General features: G+C 45.3%; 15 protein-coding genes. 13 read left to right on the top strand and 2 right to left on the bottom strand.

Translation table 11 applies throughout. The features are described from left to right. Positions 1-9: 9 nt before the first annotated feature. Entirely contained in the window at positions 10-765 is a 756-nt protein-coding gene (locus tag NYE35_RS21055; protein ID WP_176462674.1) for a hypothetical protein, read from the top strand. Positions 766-862: 97 nt separating this feature from the next. Here the strand turns inward: NYE35_RS21055 and NYE35_RS21050 are convergent, their stop codons facing one another. Both NYE35_RS21050 and NYE35_RS21045 read right to left on the bottom strand, forming a co-directional pair. Then, a complete protein-coding gene (locus NYE35_RS21050) occupies positions 863-1,708 on the bottom strand; it encodes a GNAT family N-acetyltransferase (protein ID WP_036685729.1) in 846 nt (281 codons plus the stop codon). 82 nt (positions 1,709-1,790) lie between these two features. Continuing rightward, positions 1,791-2,084: a GNAT family N-acetyltransferase gene (locus NYE35_RS21045; RefSeq protein WP_076104469.1), complete on the bottom strand. Its 294-nt coding sequence runs from the start codon at positions 2,082-2,084 to the stop codon at positions 1,791-1,793. Between the two features lie 1,675 nt (positions 2,085-3,759). Here NYE35_RS21045 and NYE35_RS21040 point away from each other — a divergent pair. From NYE35_RS21040 to NYE35_RS20985, 12 genes are all read left to right on the top strand, one after another. Then, positions 3,760-4,662 carry an ArsR/SmtB family transcription factor gene (locus tag NYE35_RS21040; RefSeq protein ID WP_038572383.1) on the top strand — a complete coding sequence of 301 codons (903 nt, stop codon included), beginning with the start codon at positions 3,760-3,762 and terminating at the stop codon, positions 4,660-4,662. Between the two features lie 233 nt (positions 4,663-4,895). Beyond that, positions 4,896-6,644 carry an ABC transporter substrate-binding protein gene (locus NYE35_RS21035; protein ID WP_036685737.1) on the top strand — a complete coding sequence of 583 codons (1,749 nt, stop codon included), beginning with the start codon at positions 4,896-4,898 and terminating at the stop codon, positions 6,642-6,644. Between the two features lie 64 nt (positions 6,645-6,708). Next, entirely contained in the window at positions 6,709-7,662 is a 954-nt protein-coding gene (locus NYE35_RS21030) for an ABC transporter permease (protein ID WP_341122013.1), read from the top strand. Positions 7,663-7,678: 16 nt separating this feature from the next. Then, the gene (gene opp4C / locus NYE35_RS21025) at positions 7,679-8,602 is read left to right on the top strand and encodes an oligopeptide ABC transporter permease (protein ID WP_036685740.1); all 924 of its coding nucleotides are present in this window, start codon (positions 7,679-7,681) and stop codon (positions 8,600-8,602) included. A gap of 11 nt (positions 8,603-8,613) precedes the next feature. Then, positions 8,614-9,597, top strand: coding sequence for an ABC transporter ATP-binding protein (locus tag NYE35_RS21020; RefSeq protein WP_036685742.1), 984 nt, complete (start codon positions 8,614-8,616; stop codon positions 9,595-9,597). Then, positions 9,590-10,555: an ABC transporter ATP-binding protein gene (locus tag NYE35_RS21015; protein ID WP_036685744.1), complete on the top strand. Its 966-nt coding sequence runs from the start codon at positions 9,590-9,592 to the stop codon at positions 10,553-10,555. Before NYE35_RS21020 ends, NYE35_RS21015 begins: the two co-directional genes overlap by 8 nt. Positions 10,556-10,765: 210 nt before the next feature. Beyond that, positions 10,766-11,374 carry a 50S ribosomal protein L25 gene (locus NYE35_RS21010; protein ID WP_051491406.1) on the top strand — a complete coding sequence of 203 codons (609 nt, stop codon included), beginning with the start codon at positions 10,766-10,768 and terminating at the stop codon, positions 11,372-11,374. Between the two features lie 324 nt (positions 11,375-11,698). After that, complete coding sequence (locus tag NYE35_RS21005) at positions 11,699-13,546, top strand: fibronectin type III domain-containing protein (RefSeq protein WP_341122011.1); 1,848 nt, start codon at positions 11,699-11,701, stop codon at positions 13,544-13,546. A gap of 270 nt (positions 13,547-13,816) precedes the next feature. Beyond that, positions 13,817-14,461 (top strand): YhbD family protein, encoded by a 645-nt coding sequence (locus NYE35_RS21000; RefSeq protein ID WP_076100120.1) that lies wholly within the window; start codon positions 13,817-13,819, stop codon positions 14,459-14,461. 12 nt (positions 14,462-14,473) lie between these two features. Beyond that, on the top strand, positions 14,474-15,160 hold the full coding sequence (locus NYE35_RS20995; RefSeq protein ID WP_036685749.1) for a hypothetical protein: 687 nt from the start codon (positions 14,474-14,476) through the stop codon (positions 15,158-15,160). Further along, a complete protein-coding gene (locus NYE35_RS20990; RefSeq protein WP_038572381.1) occupies positions 15,153-15,824 on the top strand; it encodes a hypothetical protein in 672 nt (223 codons plus the stop codon). The genes NYE35_RS20995 and NYE35_RS20990 overlap by 8 nt, the downstream gene beginning before the upstream one ends. Before the next feature lie 40 nt (positions 15,825-15,864). After that, positions 15,865-17,412, top strand: coding sequence for an MFS transporter (locus NYE35_RS20985; RefSeq protein ID WP_341043072.1), 1,548 nt, complete (start codon positions 15,865-15,867; stop codon positions 17,410-17,412). Positions 17,413-17,849: the final 437 nt, after the last annotated feature.

Here is a 17,849-nt window from a genome sequence, read left to right as displayed (position 1 = left end):
GGGGGGCCAGTGGGAAGTTGGTTTAACAAAGCAAGGGCTGTACATACCCCTCCGTATAAACGGCTGCACGATTATCGCATGGAGCATATTATGCTGGGCGGGACTGAGAATTTAGCTAGCGGAGCTCAAGCGACGGGTCTCCCACGTTGGCGCCAGCAGGTTCAATATGCTGTGGGGCATACGCTTAATGACTTCTATAGTCTGCTGCCGGAAGTGCGGAGAGAGACACCTATACAATTTCTGTTAGAGCGACGGTGGCCTCCTAGGGGAGATGCTTTTCCCTCCCTTTTGCAATATTGGGATATCAAAACGAGTGTAGCTGATGAGCTTATGCGTATCGTTTCAAGCAATCATCTACAGGAGATTCCAGTGATGTTATATGAACAGTGGCATGTCCCAGTTCCAGCGTTGAATTTGGAGTTATCGATGATTACGCAACTGGCTTGGAACTCTTCACTAAGTGGCCGAAGCGTGAACATTCAGAAGTTTATGGTTAATGGCAATGAGGATATCATCACTGGATTTATGCATATGGCCAATGTTTTTTGCCATCATGCTTATGGTGAGCCAGCGGAGACCGTGGAAGTTTTCTCGCTGCTGGATGGACGTAAATACTGCTTTGCTGGAGAGGCAATCTCGCTTATGGAGTCACTGGATTATGTTCGTTTGTTATCCGTATTTCTTGAGCGTGAAGTGTTAGCTGACGGTTCCTTAAGCTGCAGCGATCGTAGAAATGAGAGAGGCGAAGCGAATTATTTACTATAATAAATATAGACCTCCTTATCTGCAGGTTAGAACACCAGCAAGTAAGGAGGTCTTATTGTTACTGCTTTATTAAAATCTCAAGAGTTAGGTCGGGGGATTAGCCGATAAATCGGTAATAATCCTGTTTATTCTGAATGACAAAGCCGCAGCTCTCATACAGCTTAAGTGCATTGGGATTATCCAGTGCGACCTCCAGATTTACACCATTATAATTTTGGCGCTCTCGTTCGATGGTCTGAAGAAGGGCGCTGCGGCCAATGCCAAGCCCACGTAGCTTTTTGTCGACTGTAAATCCATAGATCCAAGATTCATTATCTTCAGTCCACACTCGCATTTTCCCAACAGGCCTGCCATCCATCTCGATCATAATATTCTCTTGCATACCTTCCTGTTTGTGCAACTCATACTGCTCGGCAGCATCTTCTGTCTTCATATCAAAACCTCCACAATCCAGTTCGACCAGAATGTGTGCCTCTTCTTCACGAGCTGGCCGTAAGACCACAGTCCCTGTCGCTGAGCTAACATCAGAAGAAACCATGGAATTGCCATCCCATTTCATTTGATATTCAGCGTGATTGAACTGTAGAGGCAAGGTTTGCAGGAAAGCAGTTCCAGATGAAGAAGCGGCGGGTGCATTTAGAAGAAGAGTAGAGACTTTATTGCGTTTGATTATGGTTTGTGCTCGGTTCCACAGAGAGGTGAAGATTCCGCGTCGACGGTAGCCTGGCCGAACCATGCCACAGACCTCCATATCGCTTCCAAAACCATAGAGTCCCAAGAAACCGACCAGTAATTCGTCCTCATAAGTCACAAGCCATTCCGTATCACCTGCGCTTGATGGCTGGCGGAGCATATCCCAATTCAGTTTTAATGAGATTCCTTCATATTGCTCACAGCGTTGTTGCAATTCCTCAATATTCTTAAAAGTGTCGGCAGTCGTCAAACCCGTTTCCCCCTAAAGTGTATTTGAACTATTATAAGTTCGCATAGTTACTAAAAAAGCTTCGCGGAAACGGGAGCAGGTTTTAAGCTCTCCCGCCAGTATTCCCGCTCAGCACGTCTTTGTACTCCGGGTGCTTCTCAAATTGATGCGCAGCATAGGAGCACACGGGTACAATTTTTAAATTCTCATTCCGAGCCTTGTCCACAACAGCACGTACAAGCTTTTGTCCAGTACCTTGCCCGCGCAGTTCTTCGGAGACACGAGTGTGGTCAATGACCAATTCCCCGGTTTCTTTATCCAAACTGTATGTGATTTCGGCAAGGTCCTTACCGTCATTAGCAACAAAAAAACGTCCGTTTTCATTTTGAATTTGCATCTTATGGCTTCACTCCTAATTAGTTATTGCCTATATTTTACTACCATGAATTGCAAAAAGCGAGGAACGAACCAGATTGATTGTTCTTCGGGCTGAATGTTGCTTTCCTTGTTACCCGTGGATCGCTGCGCTGTATTTTTTGTTCATGTGGGCAACTTGGTCAAGCAGAATATAGCAAGTGAGAGTTAACTAACCTCGAGTATTTGTTTTGGTAAGCTGAAAACTGGGAACGCTGGGAACGCTGGGAACGCTGGGAACGCTGGGAACCCCCGGAACCCCGAAATGCCAGAACCCCGTAACCCCGTAACCCCGAACCCTTGGTTGTCCTATTCCTCCGCGGAATCTAACGGACCCATTTGAAGCTATTTGCACATTTTTAGTAATTTAAGTAAATTTTCGGACCCCAGTGCAGCTATTCCTTATGAATAGGCACGAAATAGGCATTTTTAATGCCCATAGCGCCTATGGAGTCCGATCGCACACAAAAAATGGGATAATACTGCGAATAACGTCAACTGTGTCCGATAGCGTAGGATCCTAATTCTCCGCAGAAGCTTACGGACCAGAATCCTAATTCCTCACTGATGCTTTCGGACCCAGCAGACGCTATTTGCACATATTTAGCCGTTTGAGCAAAGTTTCGGACCCCAGTGCAGCTATTCCTTATGAATAGGCACGAAATAGGCATTTATAGTGTCAATAGCGCCTATGGAGTCCGATTGCACACAAAAAATGGGATAATACTGCGAATAACGTCAACTGTGTCCGATAGCGTAGGATACTAATTCTCCGCAGAAGCTTACGGACCAGAATCCTAATTCCTCACTGATGCTTTCGGACCCAGCTGACGCTATTTGCACATTTTTAGTCTTTTGAGTAAATTTTCGGACATCATAGCAGCTAATCCTTTGGAATAGGTACGAAATAGGTGTTTTTTATGCCAATAGCACCCATGGAGTCCGATAGCACGCAAAAAAAGGATAATACTGCGAATAAGGTCAACGTGTCCGATAGGTTTCCGATAGCGTAGGATCCTAATCCTCCGTAGAACCTTTCGGACCAGAGTTCTAATTTCCCACTGATGCTTTCGGACCCAGCAGACGCTATTTGCACATATTTAGCCGTTTGAGTAAATTTTCGGACACCAGAGCAGCTATTCCTTTGGAATAGGCACGAAATAGGTATTTTTAATGCCCATAGTGCCTATGGAGTCCGATAGCATGCTGAAAAGGAGATAATACTGCGAATTAGGTCAACTGAGTCCGATAGAGCTGAGTCCTGATCTCCCGCTGAAGCCTGCGGACCCAGCAGACGCTATTAGCACAAGGTCAACTGAGTCCGATAGCGTAGAGTCCTGATCTTCCGCTGAAGCCTGCGGATCGAGCAGACGCTATTAGAATAAGGTCAACTGTGTCCGATAGCGCAGAGTCCTGAACTCGCGCTGAAGCCTACGGCAGACGCTATTAGCACAAGCTCAGCTGTGTCCGATAGCGCCCACGCTCGCGGAAATGACAGCTAAATCAACGTGAAATGCAGAAAATTCGGTGCTGAAACAGCAGCTAATGAATTTTTATACACTCCCGTTTATAGAGTAGCTTGCGTATTCTCAGGATAATACAATAAGATTAAGAGAATATCTCACTACTGAAAAGAACCGCTAGCAGGAGGAATCATTGTGGAATACAAGGTTGAGGTTGAATTTGGATCGATTTATGAATTGTTGAACAGCTTACATACTTATCTCTGCAAAAAATCCTATAAGAAGATTGATTTAGGGGTAGCGTGGGCTAATGAAATTGAAAGCACGCTCAGTGAAGAGCTGTTATCCCGTCTGAAAGAAACCGAACTAAACAATGAGTGGAAAATGTTGAATCTGCTCATTTACTGTTGTCCATTTAAGGATGATGTAGACAGTGTGTTGAACTGGATTGAACGGTTATCGGTTGGTGAGTTATATGAGACCTTATCAAAATATGTAAAGGTATTTCCAAGCCATATGGAGGATTACCGTAACCGCGTAGTATTTTTACTTTCCGAGTGGAACCGCCAGTACTTTAGCCAATGCAATCCTGCGATTTTGAGCAAACTGCAGCAGCATGCGGATTCGAAGAACACGGAGCTTAATGAACTGGACACTGCGGATTTCGTGAACAAGACGACCAACGGATTTTACTTCATGCCTACGGATGGGCTTAAGAAGCTCGTACTGATTCCACAGTATCATTTTCAGCCTGCTAATATTATCTATTGCTATGGGGAATTAACGATCTGCCATTATGCGGCGTGGATATCGATGGAGAATGAGGAAATCTCCCCTTTTATGTACAGAGCGATCCGTAGTCTGAGTGAAAAAAGCCGGCTAAAAATCCTCCAAGCCCTTAGTGATGGCCGTAAGACGTTTACCGAAATTGTTAAGCATGCGGGGATCTCGAAGGGGATTGTGCATGATCATATTTTTAATCTTCGTTGTGCAGGTTTGCTTCATGCCTATATTGAAGGAGAGAATGTCACCGGATACAGTCTGCGTCTTGAAGGTATTCATCGGATGAATGAGCAGCTATTCGAGTATTTGAAATAATGATTTTGAAAAAAAATAACCGTCTGAAAGCCAGGGCTTCTCTTATGCAGAGAGGGGTTTTGGCTTTTTTATTTGTTTTAATTATCGCCTAATTCTGTTTATGGAGAATTTTTTTGAAGTTCTCTCTTTACAGAACTCGAAAACCTTTCTATAATGAACATCAGATGTTATTCATACTTAACGGGTAGGAATTATAGTTATTATTCTATCAGAGAGAAAAGGGAGATAGGTACATGAGAAAAAATGCGATTGTAATCACTTCATTACTGCTTACGGGGTCACTGTTACTTTCTGCTTGCGCTAACAACAGTAATAACGAATCCTCATCCGCAAACAATGCGGCTGCAGGCTCCAATTCAACCAACGTGGAAGCAACCACTGCACCAGAGATTGTTCCTGCGGGTGCTCTAAGCGAACCTTTTACTGCCACGGATTTATCCAAACTTCCAGCGGTGGCCCAGAAACGTACAGATACCATTATCGTCGGGCTTACGGACCCAAGCGGAGCGTTCACTCCTTATTTTCAACAAAGTGGTTATGATGGCAATGTCTCTTCACTGCTATACGCTTCTCTCGTAACTGTTGATGACAAAGGCGTTCCAACGCCGGAGCTTGCGGAGAGCTGGGATGTTTCAGATGATCAGCTTACATACACGTTCCACTTGAGAAAAGATTTGAAATTCAGCGACGGTTCACCGTTAACAGCGGATGATGTGGCATTTACATGGACGATCCAATACGACAAATCGTATGACGGTAGCTCCCAGCTTCCATCGCTAAATGTTAAAGGCGGCAAAGCCTATAAGGAAGGTACATCCCCTACAGTTGAGGGCATTAAAGTAATTGATCCACAGACGATCTCAGCAACCCTTGAGCAACCAAACGCAACGGCGCTGGTACAGCTCGGCTCGAATGTACTGTCGAAAGCTTACTATGGCAAGGACTATAAAATTGGAAATCTTGAATACATTAAAAAGCTGCATGAGAAGCCACTTGGCGATGGACCTTACAAGCTGGAGAAATTTATTCCAGGTCAAGAAGTGCGTTTTGTAGCGAATGAGAATTATTTCAAAGGTAAACCAAAGACGGAGCATTTCATCTACAAAACTACGGAAGGCGACGTATGGCAGTTCGTAGAAACTGGTGAAGTGGACTACGCTTCCTTTAGTGCGACAGACGAGAATATCGAGAAGCTGAAAGCACTTGGTTTTGTGAATATTATTCCATACACTCCAAGCACCTATGGTTACTTGCAAGTTAACCTGAAGCATGAGCAGCTCAAGGATAAGCTTGTACGTCAAGCTATTGTGTACGGTTTGGATCGTCAGAGTATTTATGTGGATGCAGCACAAGGTGCAGGTTCTATTGCTAACATCCCGGCATCGCCGATTTCCTGGTCTTACACTGAGGAAGGTATTAATCCTTACAAATATGATCCGGAAAAAGCAAAACAATTGCTCGATGAAGCTGGCTGGACGGTAGGCGCGGGGGGGATCCGTGAAAAAGATGGCAAACCGCTGTCCATCCATTACCTCGGTTCGAAGAGTAAAAACACAGATATTTTCATTGCTGTAGCTAAAGAGAATTTTGAAGCGCTGGGTATCGAATTCCAGCCTGAGGTTTTCGCAGACTTTAACTCACTGGTATCGAAAGTAGAAGGTGGGGACTACGATCTCGTATCCTTCTCCACAAGCATGTTGACTGATCCGTCTGACGGGTTCATGCAATTCTTCGATGGAGAAATCACGGATTATGACAATCCGAAATTCCTAGAGCTGTACAACAAAGCCTTGGCCACTACTGATATTGAGGCACGCAAAGCGGTATATAAAGAGCTGTATCAGCTTTTCAATGATGAACTGCCTATTATTTTCACAAGTTACAAAAAGACGGTATACGCCTATAACGGACGTATTGAGAATCTCTCGGTCAGCCCGTTCATCGGTCTTGCTGGCAGTCTGCCAACTTGGAGCCTGAAATAAATAAACCAGTGTCCCCTGCCCTGACTGGATTCAAGGGCAGGGGACGAATCATAAGGAGTCTGTCATGAGCGCTTATTTATCGAAAAGACTGTTGTACATGGTCATCATCTTATTTGCGGCATCATTATTGATCTTCTGTCTGTATGCTTCAACTCCCGGTGATTTCATAACCGGAAATATTAAATTGACCGCTGAACGCAAAGCTGAGCTTCGTGAAATCTACGGCTTAAACAAGCCTGTGCTTGAACGGTATGGGATCTGGATGAAGAATGCGGTGCATGGTGATTTCGGGTATTCCTTAGCCCAACAAAAGCCTGTGCTGCAGCTTTTTAATGATTATATTTGGAATTCCTTTTTGCTGGCTGCCGTATCTACGTTTCTAACGTGGGTGATTGCGGTCATTATTGGCGTCATCTCTGCCTATAAGCAATATTCCTGGTTCGATACACTCGTGATGATCGCTATATTTGCAGCAATGTCGCTGCCGTCATTTTTTATAGGCTTATTCCTGATCAAAATCCTGGCCGTCGATCTCAAGTGGCTGCCTCCAGGTGGAATAATCACTACGGGGAGTAATGCTACGGGTTTGGCTTACTTTAAGGAGATCGTAATGCATATGACCCTGCCGGTTGTGGTTATGACCCTTCTGGGATTAGGTTCGCTCACCCGTTATTTCCGCAGCAATATGATTGATGTCTTAAAACAGGATTATATCCGTACGGCACGCGCCAAAGGCCTAAAAGAACGCAAGGTGCTCTTTACACACGCCTTACGTAATGCCTTGCTGCCCGCAATTACACTGGTTGGTTTTGAGCTTCCAGCACTATTTGGCGGATCACTTATTATTGAGAAAATATTTAATTGGCCTGGGATTGGCCAACTGTATATGCAGTCCTTCGGACTAAGGGATTATCCTTTGCTGATGGGCTTTACGATGTTTATTGCCATACTTACCGTCATAGGAACGTTGCTTTCGGATGTTTTGTACCGGATTGCCGATCCTAGAGTTCGGCTATAGAGAGGAGGAAGCTGACGTGGCAGTTCAAAGTAATGTAGCTGGGATTGCGAAGCCGCAGACCACCAAAGGAAAATCCTCTTTATTCCGGCAATCTATGCGGAGGTTGCTGAAGAACAAGCTGGCGGTATCCGGATTTGTGGTGGTGATCTTTATGTTTGCGCTTTGTTTTATTGGTCCGCTGTTCTCACCTTATACGGATAACAAAATTAATATGGCTATGATGAACAAGGCACCCAATATGAAGCATTGGCTGGGCACTGATGCATTGGGCAGAGATATTCTGACCCGGGTAATGCAGGCGGGGCGCATTTCACTGACCGTAGGACTAGCATCAATGGTTCTTTCGGTGTTCATCGGTGCTCTTTTGGGGGCTATTGCTGGGTATTACCGCGGTATTGCCGATCAAATCATTATGCGGATTGCGGATCTTTTATTGACGGTCCCGAGTCTGCCACTGCTCTTTATTTTTGGTGCGTTATTATCGGAGTGGAAGATTCCAACGGATTATCGGATGTATATCGTTATGCTGATGCTTAGTATTGTTAGCTGGCCGGGTATGGCACGTATGGTACGGGGGCAAATGCTTAGCCTGCGTGAACGTGAGTTTATGCAGGCGGCGGTAGTATTAGGCCTCCGTGACCGACGTAAATTATTTAATCATTTGCTGCCGAATATCGTTCCGTTACTGATCGTTATGGCTACACTTAACATCGGTGGCGCTATATTGAGTGAATCGGTTCTTAGCTTTTTTGGGCTAGGTGTTATGCCGCCAACTCCAACCTGGGGCAATATGATTGATGCTGCGAATAATATGATCGACTTTCAGGATCGGCCGTGGCTGTGGATTCCACCAGGGTTATCGATTTTTGCGACAGTGATCGCGATCAATATCTTTGGAGACGGACTCCGGGACGTGCTTGATCCTAAACAGAAGAGGTAGGTGACCCTCAGATGAGTGATTTAATGAATATAGACGGTCTAAGTACATACTTCTTCACGGAAGAAGGAAAAGTGAAAGCCGTTGATGATGTAAGCTTCCGTGTTCGCGAGGGAGAGACGGTATGTATCGTTGGAGAATCAGGCTGCGGCAAAAGCGTGACTGCGATGTCCATCATGGGACTTGTCGAGGAACCAGGGGGCAAGGTAGCCCAAGGGAAAATTGATTTTCAGGGTGAGGATTTGTTGAAAATGGACAAAAACACACTGCGAACCATCCGCGGGAATGAAATCGCGATGATCTTTCAGGAGCCCATGTCCTCCCTTAATCCTGTAATCAAGATCGGTGAGCAAATCATGGAGCCGCTGATTGTACATCTGAAGATGAACAAGAAACAGGCGCGTATCCGGGCGATTGAACTGATTAAGCAGGTAGGCATATCACGACCAGAGCAAATTGCTGATAGTTACCCGCATGAATTAAGTGGAGGTATGCTGCAGCGGATCATGATTGCTATTGCCATTGCCTGCAGTCCAAAGCTATTGATTGCTGATGAACCGACCACGGCGCTGGATGTAACGATTCAAGCGCAAATTCTGGATATGCTGCGTGAAATTAAAGATAGCTCGGGCATGTCCATTCTACTAATCACCCATGATCTTGGCGTAGTGGCAGAGATGGCCGATTATGTGATTGTTATGTATTCCGGAAAGATTGTGGAGGAGGGGGAGGTTGTTGAATTGTTCAACAACCCCAAACATCCCTATACAAAAGGGCTGCTCAAATCGAAGCCGGTAATCAATCAGCGACAGGATGAGCTGTATTCCATTCCAGGTCAAGTGCCAAATCCGCTTGAGCTGGTGCCCTCTTGTTATTTTCATGACCGCTGTGAGCATTGCATGCCTGTATGTGTCAGCCAGCAGCCCCGGCTTAAAGAGGTGGCCAGCAGACAAAAGGTAGCTTGCTGGTTGTATGAGGAGGCGGTTGTTCATGCCTGAAGCACTGCTTGAGGTCAATCATTTAAAGAAATATTTCCCTGTTACTAAGGGGCTGCTTAATCGAACCGTTGGGCATGTGAAGGCTGTTGATGATATTAGCATCACACTTCAACCTGGGGAGACGTTTGGGCTTGTAGGGGAATCTGGGAGCGGCAAAAGTACAGTCGGACGGACGATTTTACGGCTAACGGATAAAACGGCAGGTGAGATCAAATTCAAAGGGATAGACATTCACTCCCTGTCTCCCGCTGAATTGCGCAATATTAGACCCCAAATGCAGTTGATCTTCCAAGATCCTTATAGCTCTCTTAACCCACGGGTTCGTATAGGTGATGCCATTGGTGAAGCTTTACTGGATCATGGTTTATGCTCAAGGTCCGAGGTGCGAGATCTGGTGCTTGAAGCGCTAGCGGCTTGCGGTTTATCTTCTTATCATATTGATCGCTTTCCGCATGAATTCTCCGGGGGGCAGCGGCAGCGGATCGGGATCGCCCGTGCGCTTGTTTTGAATCCTGAGCTGATTATTGCAGACGAACCAGTTTCAGCACTGGATGTTTCCATCCAAGCACAGATTATTAATTTATTCAGTAAGCTCCAGCAGAGTCGAGGGTTAACGTATTTGTTTATCTCCCATGACCTGAGTGTTGTGGAGCATTTGTGTTCAAGAATCGGTGTCATGTACCTGGGCTCTATGATGGAGACGGCATCAAGAGATGAACTGTTTAAGAATCCGCTCCACCCGTATACCAAAGCGCTGCTGTCGGCTGTTCCGATTCCTATTCCAAAGCTGAAAAGGGAAAGGATTGTACTTAAGGGAGATATTCCGAGTCCGGTAAACCCGCCTTCTGGCTGTAAATTCCATACCCGTTGTCCCTTTGCGCAAGAGGTTTGCAGATCTGAAATCCCGGTATTTCGTGATGTTGGCAGTAACCATTTTGTAGCTTGTCATTTAGTTTGATAGTTGTCACAAATATAGCAATGATTTACTCCTAAGACATGAATAATTAATGTTGAATTGTATAATAATACAATTTGACCTTATTTTTGCCTGGGCTCAAAAGTCTTGAGAGGTTTCAAAGCCAGGTCAATGGGGTAATTAGAGAGTGGTTAGGTTAGGCGTACATATCTAATCGGTCTAGTATAAAATCCCTACTTAGGAGGAATCATCGTGAATACAACAGTACGTTTGACAGAAAGATCCGGCTCGACTTCTTCACAGCGCAGAAAAGGCTTTGTACCGGTAGTCGTGTACGGTGCAGGTTCAGATAGCCAGTCCTTTACAGCGGATGCTAAGACAATTTCAGGTATTTTAGCCAGCAACCCACGGGCTGTTCTTACTTTGGAATTGCCAGACTCGGGCAAAAAGAACGTGGTTATTCAAGAAATCCAACGTCAGCCAATCTCTAAACAACTGCTGCACATTGATTTTCAGCAGATTGATATGAAGGCCAAATTGGATACAAAAGTAGCGTTCCACTTTACAGGTGAACCAGTAGGTGTGAAGAGCGGCGGCGTGCAACAAATTGAATTGCATGAGCTGGATATTCGCACACTTCCAGATAAAATAGCTGCATCCTTTGAAGTGGATATCAGTGGACTAGATATTGGTGATCAATTGCTGGTATCTGATTTGCCGAAGCATGAAGGCTGGGAAGTATTGACGCCTGAGGACACTTTGATTGTCCGTATTTCACCTCCAGCAGCGCAAGAGCCAACAGAAGAAGATACTGCTGAACCCGCTGCAGCTGAAACTGCTGGCGAAGATAAAGCAGAATAGTATAGAGATAAATAGTAAAGAGCAGATAGAATCCTTATAAAGGAGCTGTCTGCTCTTTTTGTTTTGCCTTCATAAATATGAATTCATAAAAAAGATGCTGGTCTTTCGTATGGTTTCTGAAATGGCAATTTTGGTTGTTTCGCCTCATTTAGTTAAAAATTTACATAAAATCGTTGACGAACGGGTTTCTAAGCCTGAAAATGAGGACAATTACCATGGTGAAATATTCAAAAGTCCCTGTTGTTGCTGTTTGAAAACGCTTTAGTTTTTATGCTTCAAAGAACTCTCATTGCCTAGTTCATCATGATTAAGAGGAGGAAAGTTATGAAGATGAGGAAGCTGTTTTCGATTTTAATGACAAGTTTGCTGGTGCTTGGGGTAGCTCTACCCTTTGGTGGAAAAGCGAATGCAGATGCTGCAAGTGACGCTTCAAATCGTGCTTTAATCTGGTTGAAAGCCCAGCAGGATGCAACAGCGGGGTATGCTTTTGAGGGACTGGTAGATAGCTTTGAAGATTTCTGGGGACCGAACAACCCCAAACAGATTGTATACACGTATGATCAAGCGGTTGCAGCTATCGCCTTTATTGTAAAGGGTGAACGGACGCGGGCAGAGCAAGTTTTGAACAAAATGCGGGACATTCAAGATCCTTCCGGCTTCTGGCTGAATTCTTATTGGTATAACAACGGCTTCGGAGAAGAAATCCGTAAACATGTGGGACCCGTTGTATGGATGGCAATGGCTGCTATGGCTTATGAGAAGCAATATAATGATACACGGTATCGTCCGATGGCACTTAAAGCACTCGATTGGAGTTTACAGTATAAAAAGGCTAATGGCAGTATTGCAGGAGGATGGAGTGGTTGGAGTAATTCCGATGAGCCTTGGAGCTCAACCGAGCACAATATCGATATTTACCGGGTATTGCAGTATTATGCTTCGGTGGATTCCTCAAAGGCAGCCACTTATAACAGTGCGGCTTCTGGAGTCAAAACCTTCCTGGATAATTATGTGTGGGATGACACTGTCAAACGTTTCAAGGGGGGCTGGAAAAACGATACAAATCTGATCGACCCCAAAATACCTTTAGACGTGAACCCTTGGGGAGTGTTAGCTTTAGGCGTATCCGGGGCCCATAACTACGGCGCAAGCTTAACCTATGTGGAAAATGCCTCCGGCACCCCGGGAACACTAGCAAATCCGCGTTACAAGCAGACGCTTACTTACAATGATGCTGGGAATACGCTAACCGGATACGATTTTGACTGGACAGACGAAGTATTGCCGGCGTATGACGATAACGGAAATCAAATTGGCAATACGGGTGCTGACGTATGGTTTGAAGGAAGCGCATTCATGTCACTCGCTTATTATCTGCAAGGCAATGCCTCAAAGGCAGACGCCATTAATACAGAGATTATTAAAAAACAAGGCACAAGCGGTGCTTCGCTCGGGGGTATTCCCTACTCGCTGAAAGGGTCCAGCAACAGTTATTGGGTGATGGCGCAGCAAAACTGTGTTTCCAGCACAGGCTGGTTAATAATGTCCCTGCACCGGTTTAATCCATTCACAGGTCAATATTTGACGGGTGGTGGTAATACTGGGGATACAACCGCGCCAACCGCTCCCGCTAATCTAACGGTAACCAGTAAGACGGATACAGGAGTTAGCTTAACCTGGTCCGCTTCTACCGATAATGTTGGCGTTACAGGTTATATTGTTTATCGCGGAACACAGCAGGTGTCCACTGTGGGGGGAACTACAGCTACTGTTAGTGGACTTACTCCAAGCACAGCCTATACGTTTACAGTAAAAGCTACGGATGCAGCAGGTAATTTATCCTCCGCTAGTAATACCGCAACAGTTACTACTAATTCCACTGGAGGCAGCGGAGGCGGTGATCATGTGACGGCTGACTTTACAGCAGGGGTAACGAGACTTTCTGCTACAGAGGCGAGTATCTATATTACACCTGTAACCAGTGCTCTTTATGTAGATGTACATTACAAGATTAGCGGTGGTTCCCAGCTTAATTACCGGATGACTAATAACTCAGGAACATGGAAGCAGACGGTGAGTGGATTAAGCGCTGGCAGCAGTATTGAGTACTGGTTCACTTATGAGAAAACCGGCCCGCAATATGATTCAGCACATTATACTTTTGTTCAGTAAGATTAGCAGTTCGTAAAAATCATTCTAAGAGAAGGCTGTTCCATGCTGCCATTTATAAGCGGCGGGGGCAGTCTTTTTTTGTGGGGAAAATAGTGAATAACCGTTAAATCCTTCTCAAGACGGAGGTCTGCTCTTAAGGTATGCTTTAAAATCTTTGGGGGAGACGTTAGGACTCGATGGTTACTAGCGTAGGTAGGTATGAGGTGAGTTTATTTTATTGGTTTTACAACGTAACAGTGTTATGTTACGATGGCTTCAGGAGTGATAAGCATGGAAGAGGATTTGATCTCGAAGAAGCAGCTATTGGAATTAACCGGTATATCCTATGGGCAATTGTACCGCTGGAAGCGGAAGCAGTTGATTCCAGAGGAATGGTTTATCCGTAAATCTACGTTTACTGGACAGGAGACTTTTTTTCCAAAAGACATGATCTTGTCCCGTATCGATAATATTGTGAATATGAAAGATGGACTTTCTTTGGATGAAATGGCTGATAAGCTATCAGATAAGGCTTCTTTTGACAGAGTAAGTGTATCTGCTGCGGAAATTATAGAACGTAACATTGTTTCGTCAGTGACACTGGGGAAATTTGGAGAGAGGCTTGGTGTCAAGAATGGATATAGCTTCGATCAGCTCACTTATTTATTGGCTGTAGACCGCCTGCTTAGTGCAGGGGAGATGAATATGGAGGAAGCAGAGCTCCTGTTTCGAACCTTAATGAATAAAGCCTCCAATCTTGAGAGTGACAGCTGGGAGTTGTTTTTTATCCGCAAAATGGGGGTGTCATCCTTTATTCTGGCTCAGGCACCAGCGGAGTTATGGTTCGATGAAGGGGTAAAGCTGGTCAGTAAAATACTCAGTGCAGATGTAATAGAACAATTGAAAGGTAAGCTTGCTTTTAAGCTTGTTGAATAGGGGGTTACTGTAATGGATAAACGACAGCTGCCGGATCTGATTATAAACGGAGTCAGCGGGGGGGCAGGAGGTACTTATAACAGTGTGCAAATCGATGGTGTAGGCAAAGTAACGGGACCCATCGTGACGCGAATTTTTAAAGGAAATGGGCATATGAATTTGAAGAATGATCTCTCGGCGGAAGAAGCGGAATGCAATGGGACGATGAAAGTGCTGGGACATTTGCGTTTTAACTCCCTAAAGGTGGATGGAATGATTACTGTCGGTGAGAGCTTTCGGGGAGAAAGTTGCACTCTTCATGGAATGCTGAATATCAAGGGTGATTGTGAGCTTGAGGATTTTGCGGGGGAAGGAAGCTTTAGTGTCGGAGGTTTACTTAGTGCAGGACATGTAGACTTCAAACTGCAAGGGCAGGGAAAGGCGCATGAAATTGGTGTGGAGAGTCTAGTGATCCGGCAAACGAATAGTGGAGTCTGGAGCAAAATGTTAAGTGGAATCATCCCTAAATTAAGATCGGAGCTGCGGGCTCGGACTATTGAAGGAGATTTTATTGATTTAGAGTATACAATAGCGGATGTTATCAGGGGCAATATTGTGATTGTAGGGCCAGGCTGTACTATCGAACGGATAGAGTATCGTGATCAGATCACAGTACATCCAGAAGCAAAGGTTGGAAAGGTGGAGAAGATCGGTGAGTGAAGAAACAACTCGGAGTAATTTGAAAATAATAGGCACAACGACCTCAGCGGGAGGCTTCTTTCGGGACATTAAAGTTACTGGGGAAGGTCATTTTGCAGGTGATGTAGATTGTGAGAAGCTGAGCCTGACTGGAAATGCCAGAGTAGATGGAAACCTGCTAATGACCAAAATGAAAATAACCGGTGAGATGACACTTTTGGGTAATCTTGAAGGGGATTCCTTGCGGGGTCAGGGTGAAATTAAAGCAACCTCCGTAAAAATCGACGATATTCATCTTAATGGTAATTTGGAGGTCAATGGTGATTGTGAAGGTGAACATCTGCGTATTTCGGGCGCTCTCAATGTGGCAGGACTGCTAAGTGCGGAGCAACTGGAGATCAATTTATATGGAATAAGTAGAGCGAAAGAGGTTGGAGGCAGTGCTTTAACGATCAAAAAAAGCAAGACCGGAAAATTCCTGCATTTGATGAAGCAGAATCCTAAAGTGCTTTTTGAGGCTGGGCTCATTGAAGGCGATACGATAGAGCTGAATAATACAAAAGCAAATATTGTCAGAGGAGATCGGGTAATCATCGGTGTGGACTGTGAGATTGATACTGTGGAATACCGTAGTGTTTTGGAGATTCACAAGAATGCAATAGTGAGGCATCAAGTGAAGTTGTAACACATAGTTATAGATCTTTTGACAATGGGGAGTGGAATAAATGAGTGCTGCCAAAGCGCCCAATCTGGGCATTGTTATCGCAGGTCTGCTGTTAGGAATACTGATGGCCTCCATGGACAGCACCATCGTTGCTACAGCAATGGGCAATATTGTTGGGGAACTAGGCGGTATGGACAAATTTGTCTGGGTAACATCAGCTTATCTTGTAGCTGAGATGGCGGGGATGCCTATCTTTGGCAAGCTGTCTGATATGTATGGGCGTAAAAAGTTTTTTATTTTTGGGATTATTGTATTTATGGCAGGTTCGGCGCTTTGCGGGACGGCAGATACAATTACTCAGTTGGCTGCTTATCGGGCGGTTCAGGGAATTGGAGGCGGCGCGCTAGTGCCGATTGCTTTTGCCATAATGTTCGACGCCGTACCACTGGAGACACGGGGCAAGCTGGGCGGTGCATTTGGTGCGGTGTTTGGATTATCAAGTATTTTTGGTCCATTGCTAGGCGCGTATATCACCGATCATATTGCTTGGCAGTGGATATTTTATATTAACTTGCCGCTTGGACTGTTGGCTTTTGTGATGGTCGTATTCTTTTATAAAGAATCACACGAGCATTCTAAACAACCTATTGATTGGCTGGGTGCGGGCACACTGCTGGGCTCTGTCATCTGCTTAATGTTTGCGTTGGAGCTGGGTGGAAAAGAGTACGCTTGGGGCTCATCGATGATCCTCGGCTTATTTGCAGCTTTTGCTATATTGGCGGCAGTGTTCCTTTTTGTAGAGACGAGAGCGAAAGAGCCGATCATTTCCTTTGCTTTATTCAAAAAAAGACTGTACGCCGTCAGCATTCTGTGCGCGCTATTTAGCGGTGCTGCATTTATCGTGGCTTCCGTATATATCCCGATCTTTATCCAAGGTGTATTAGGGGGTTCGGCTACCAATTCAGGACTTGTCCTGCTGCCGATGATGGTCGGCTCAGTAATTACCGCCACAACGGGAGGATTCCTGATGGCAAAAACCAGTTACCGCAATCTGCTGATTCCTACATTTATACTTTTGGTGATCGGCACAGGACTGGTAGCAACGCTTACTCCGGAAGCTTCACGTCTCTTGGTTACCTTGTACATGATTTTAATCGGATTGGGCATCGGCGCTTCCTTCTCTGTGTTAAGCACAGCAGCTATTCATGGTCTGACTGCGCAGCAACGCGGCTCCGCCAGCGCAACACTGAATTTCATTCGTTCGCTTGGCATGACCATTGGAATTACCACATTTGGCATTATTCAAAGCCATTATTTCTCGGGCAGTCTAACTAAGTTGCTCACAGCAAATGGAGGAGGAGCTGCTTCTGCGGGGGCTGCTGGGGTTATGGATTTTAAAGATCCGCATTCCCTGCTGTCGCCTGAGACTAGAGCACTCATTCCACCGGAAATTTTGAGCAAAATTACAGAGGGACTTTCCTCTTCCATTGCGAACACCTTCGCTTGGGCGGTTATTCCAGCTGCATTAGCTTTGCTGGCTTCCTTTTTTATGGGGCGTCAGAAAATGGATGCCTCCGCGGAGGGGGAAGTTCAGACGCCCGGGCATTAGGCTGTGGCGGAAGACGTTGGGCATTCGAATAATGAGCGGAAATTAGTGCGTATTATACGGAATGCAGTGATTGGTGTAAACAAACTATGGTTGTAAAGTGATGGAGCAGCTTCTCATTTGAGAGGCTGGTTTTTTATGTGTGGTTGGGAGTACAAATGAGCATGAACCCTCGAAGTAAGGGAGCTGCGTTGAAGGATGAGTAAATGCGATGAATCCTGGAAATAAGTGCATCTGGATCCGACGGCATGAGGGAATGCGATGAATCCAAGAATGAGTCCGATAGCAGGAGGGAATGCGGTGGATCCAAGAATGAGTCAGACTGTATGAGCAAATGTCATGGATTCAAGAATGAGTCCGACAGCAAGAGGGAAAGCGATGAATTTCCGAGAGAAGTGTGTCTAAGAATGATGCATGGAGTGTTGCGGACCGTATAGTCG

It is taken from the genome of Paenibacillus sp. FSL L8-0494 (assembly GCF_038003695.1).
GTDB classification, from domain to species: domain Bacteria; phylum Bacillota; class Bacilli; order Paenibacillales; family Paenibacillaceae; genus Paenibacillus_AQ; species Paenibacillus_AQ odorifer.
The sequence above is the reverse complement of the archived record's forward strand: the minus strand, read 5'-3'. Positions and strand labels throughout refer to the sequence as shown.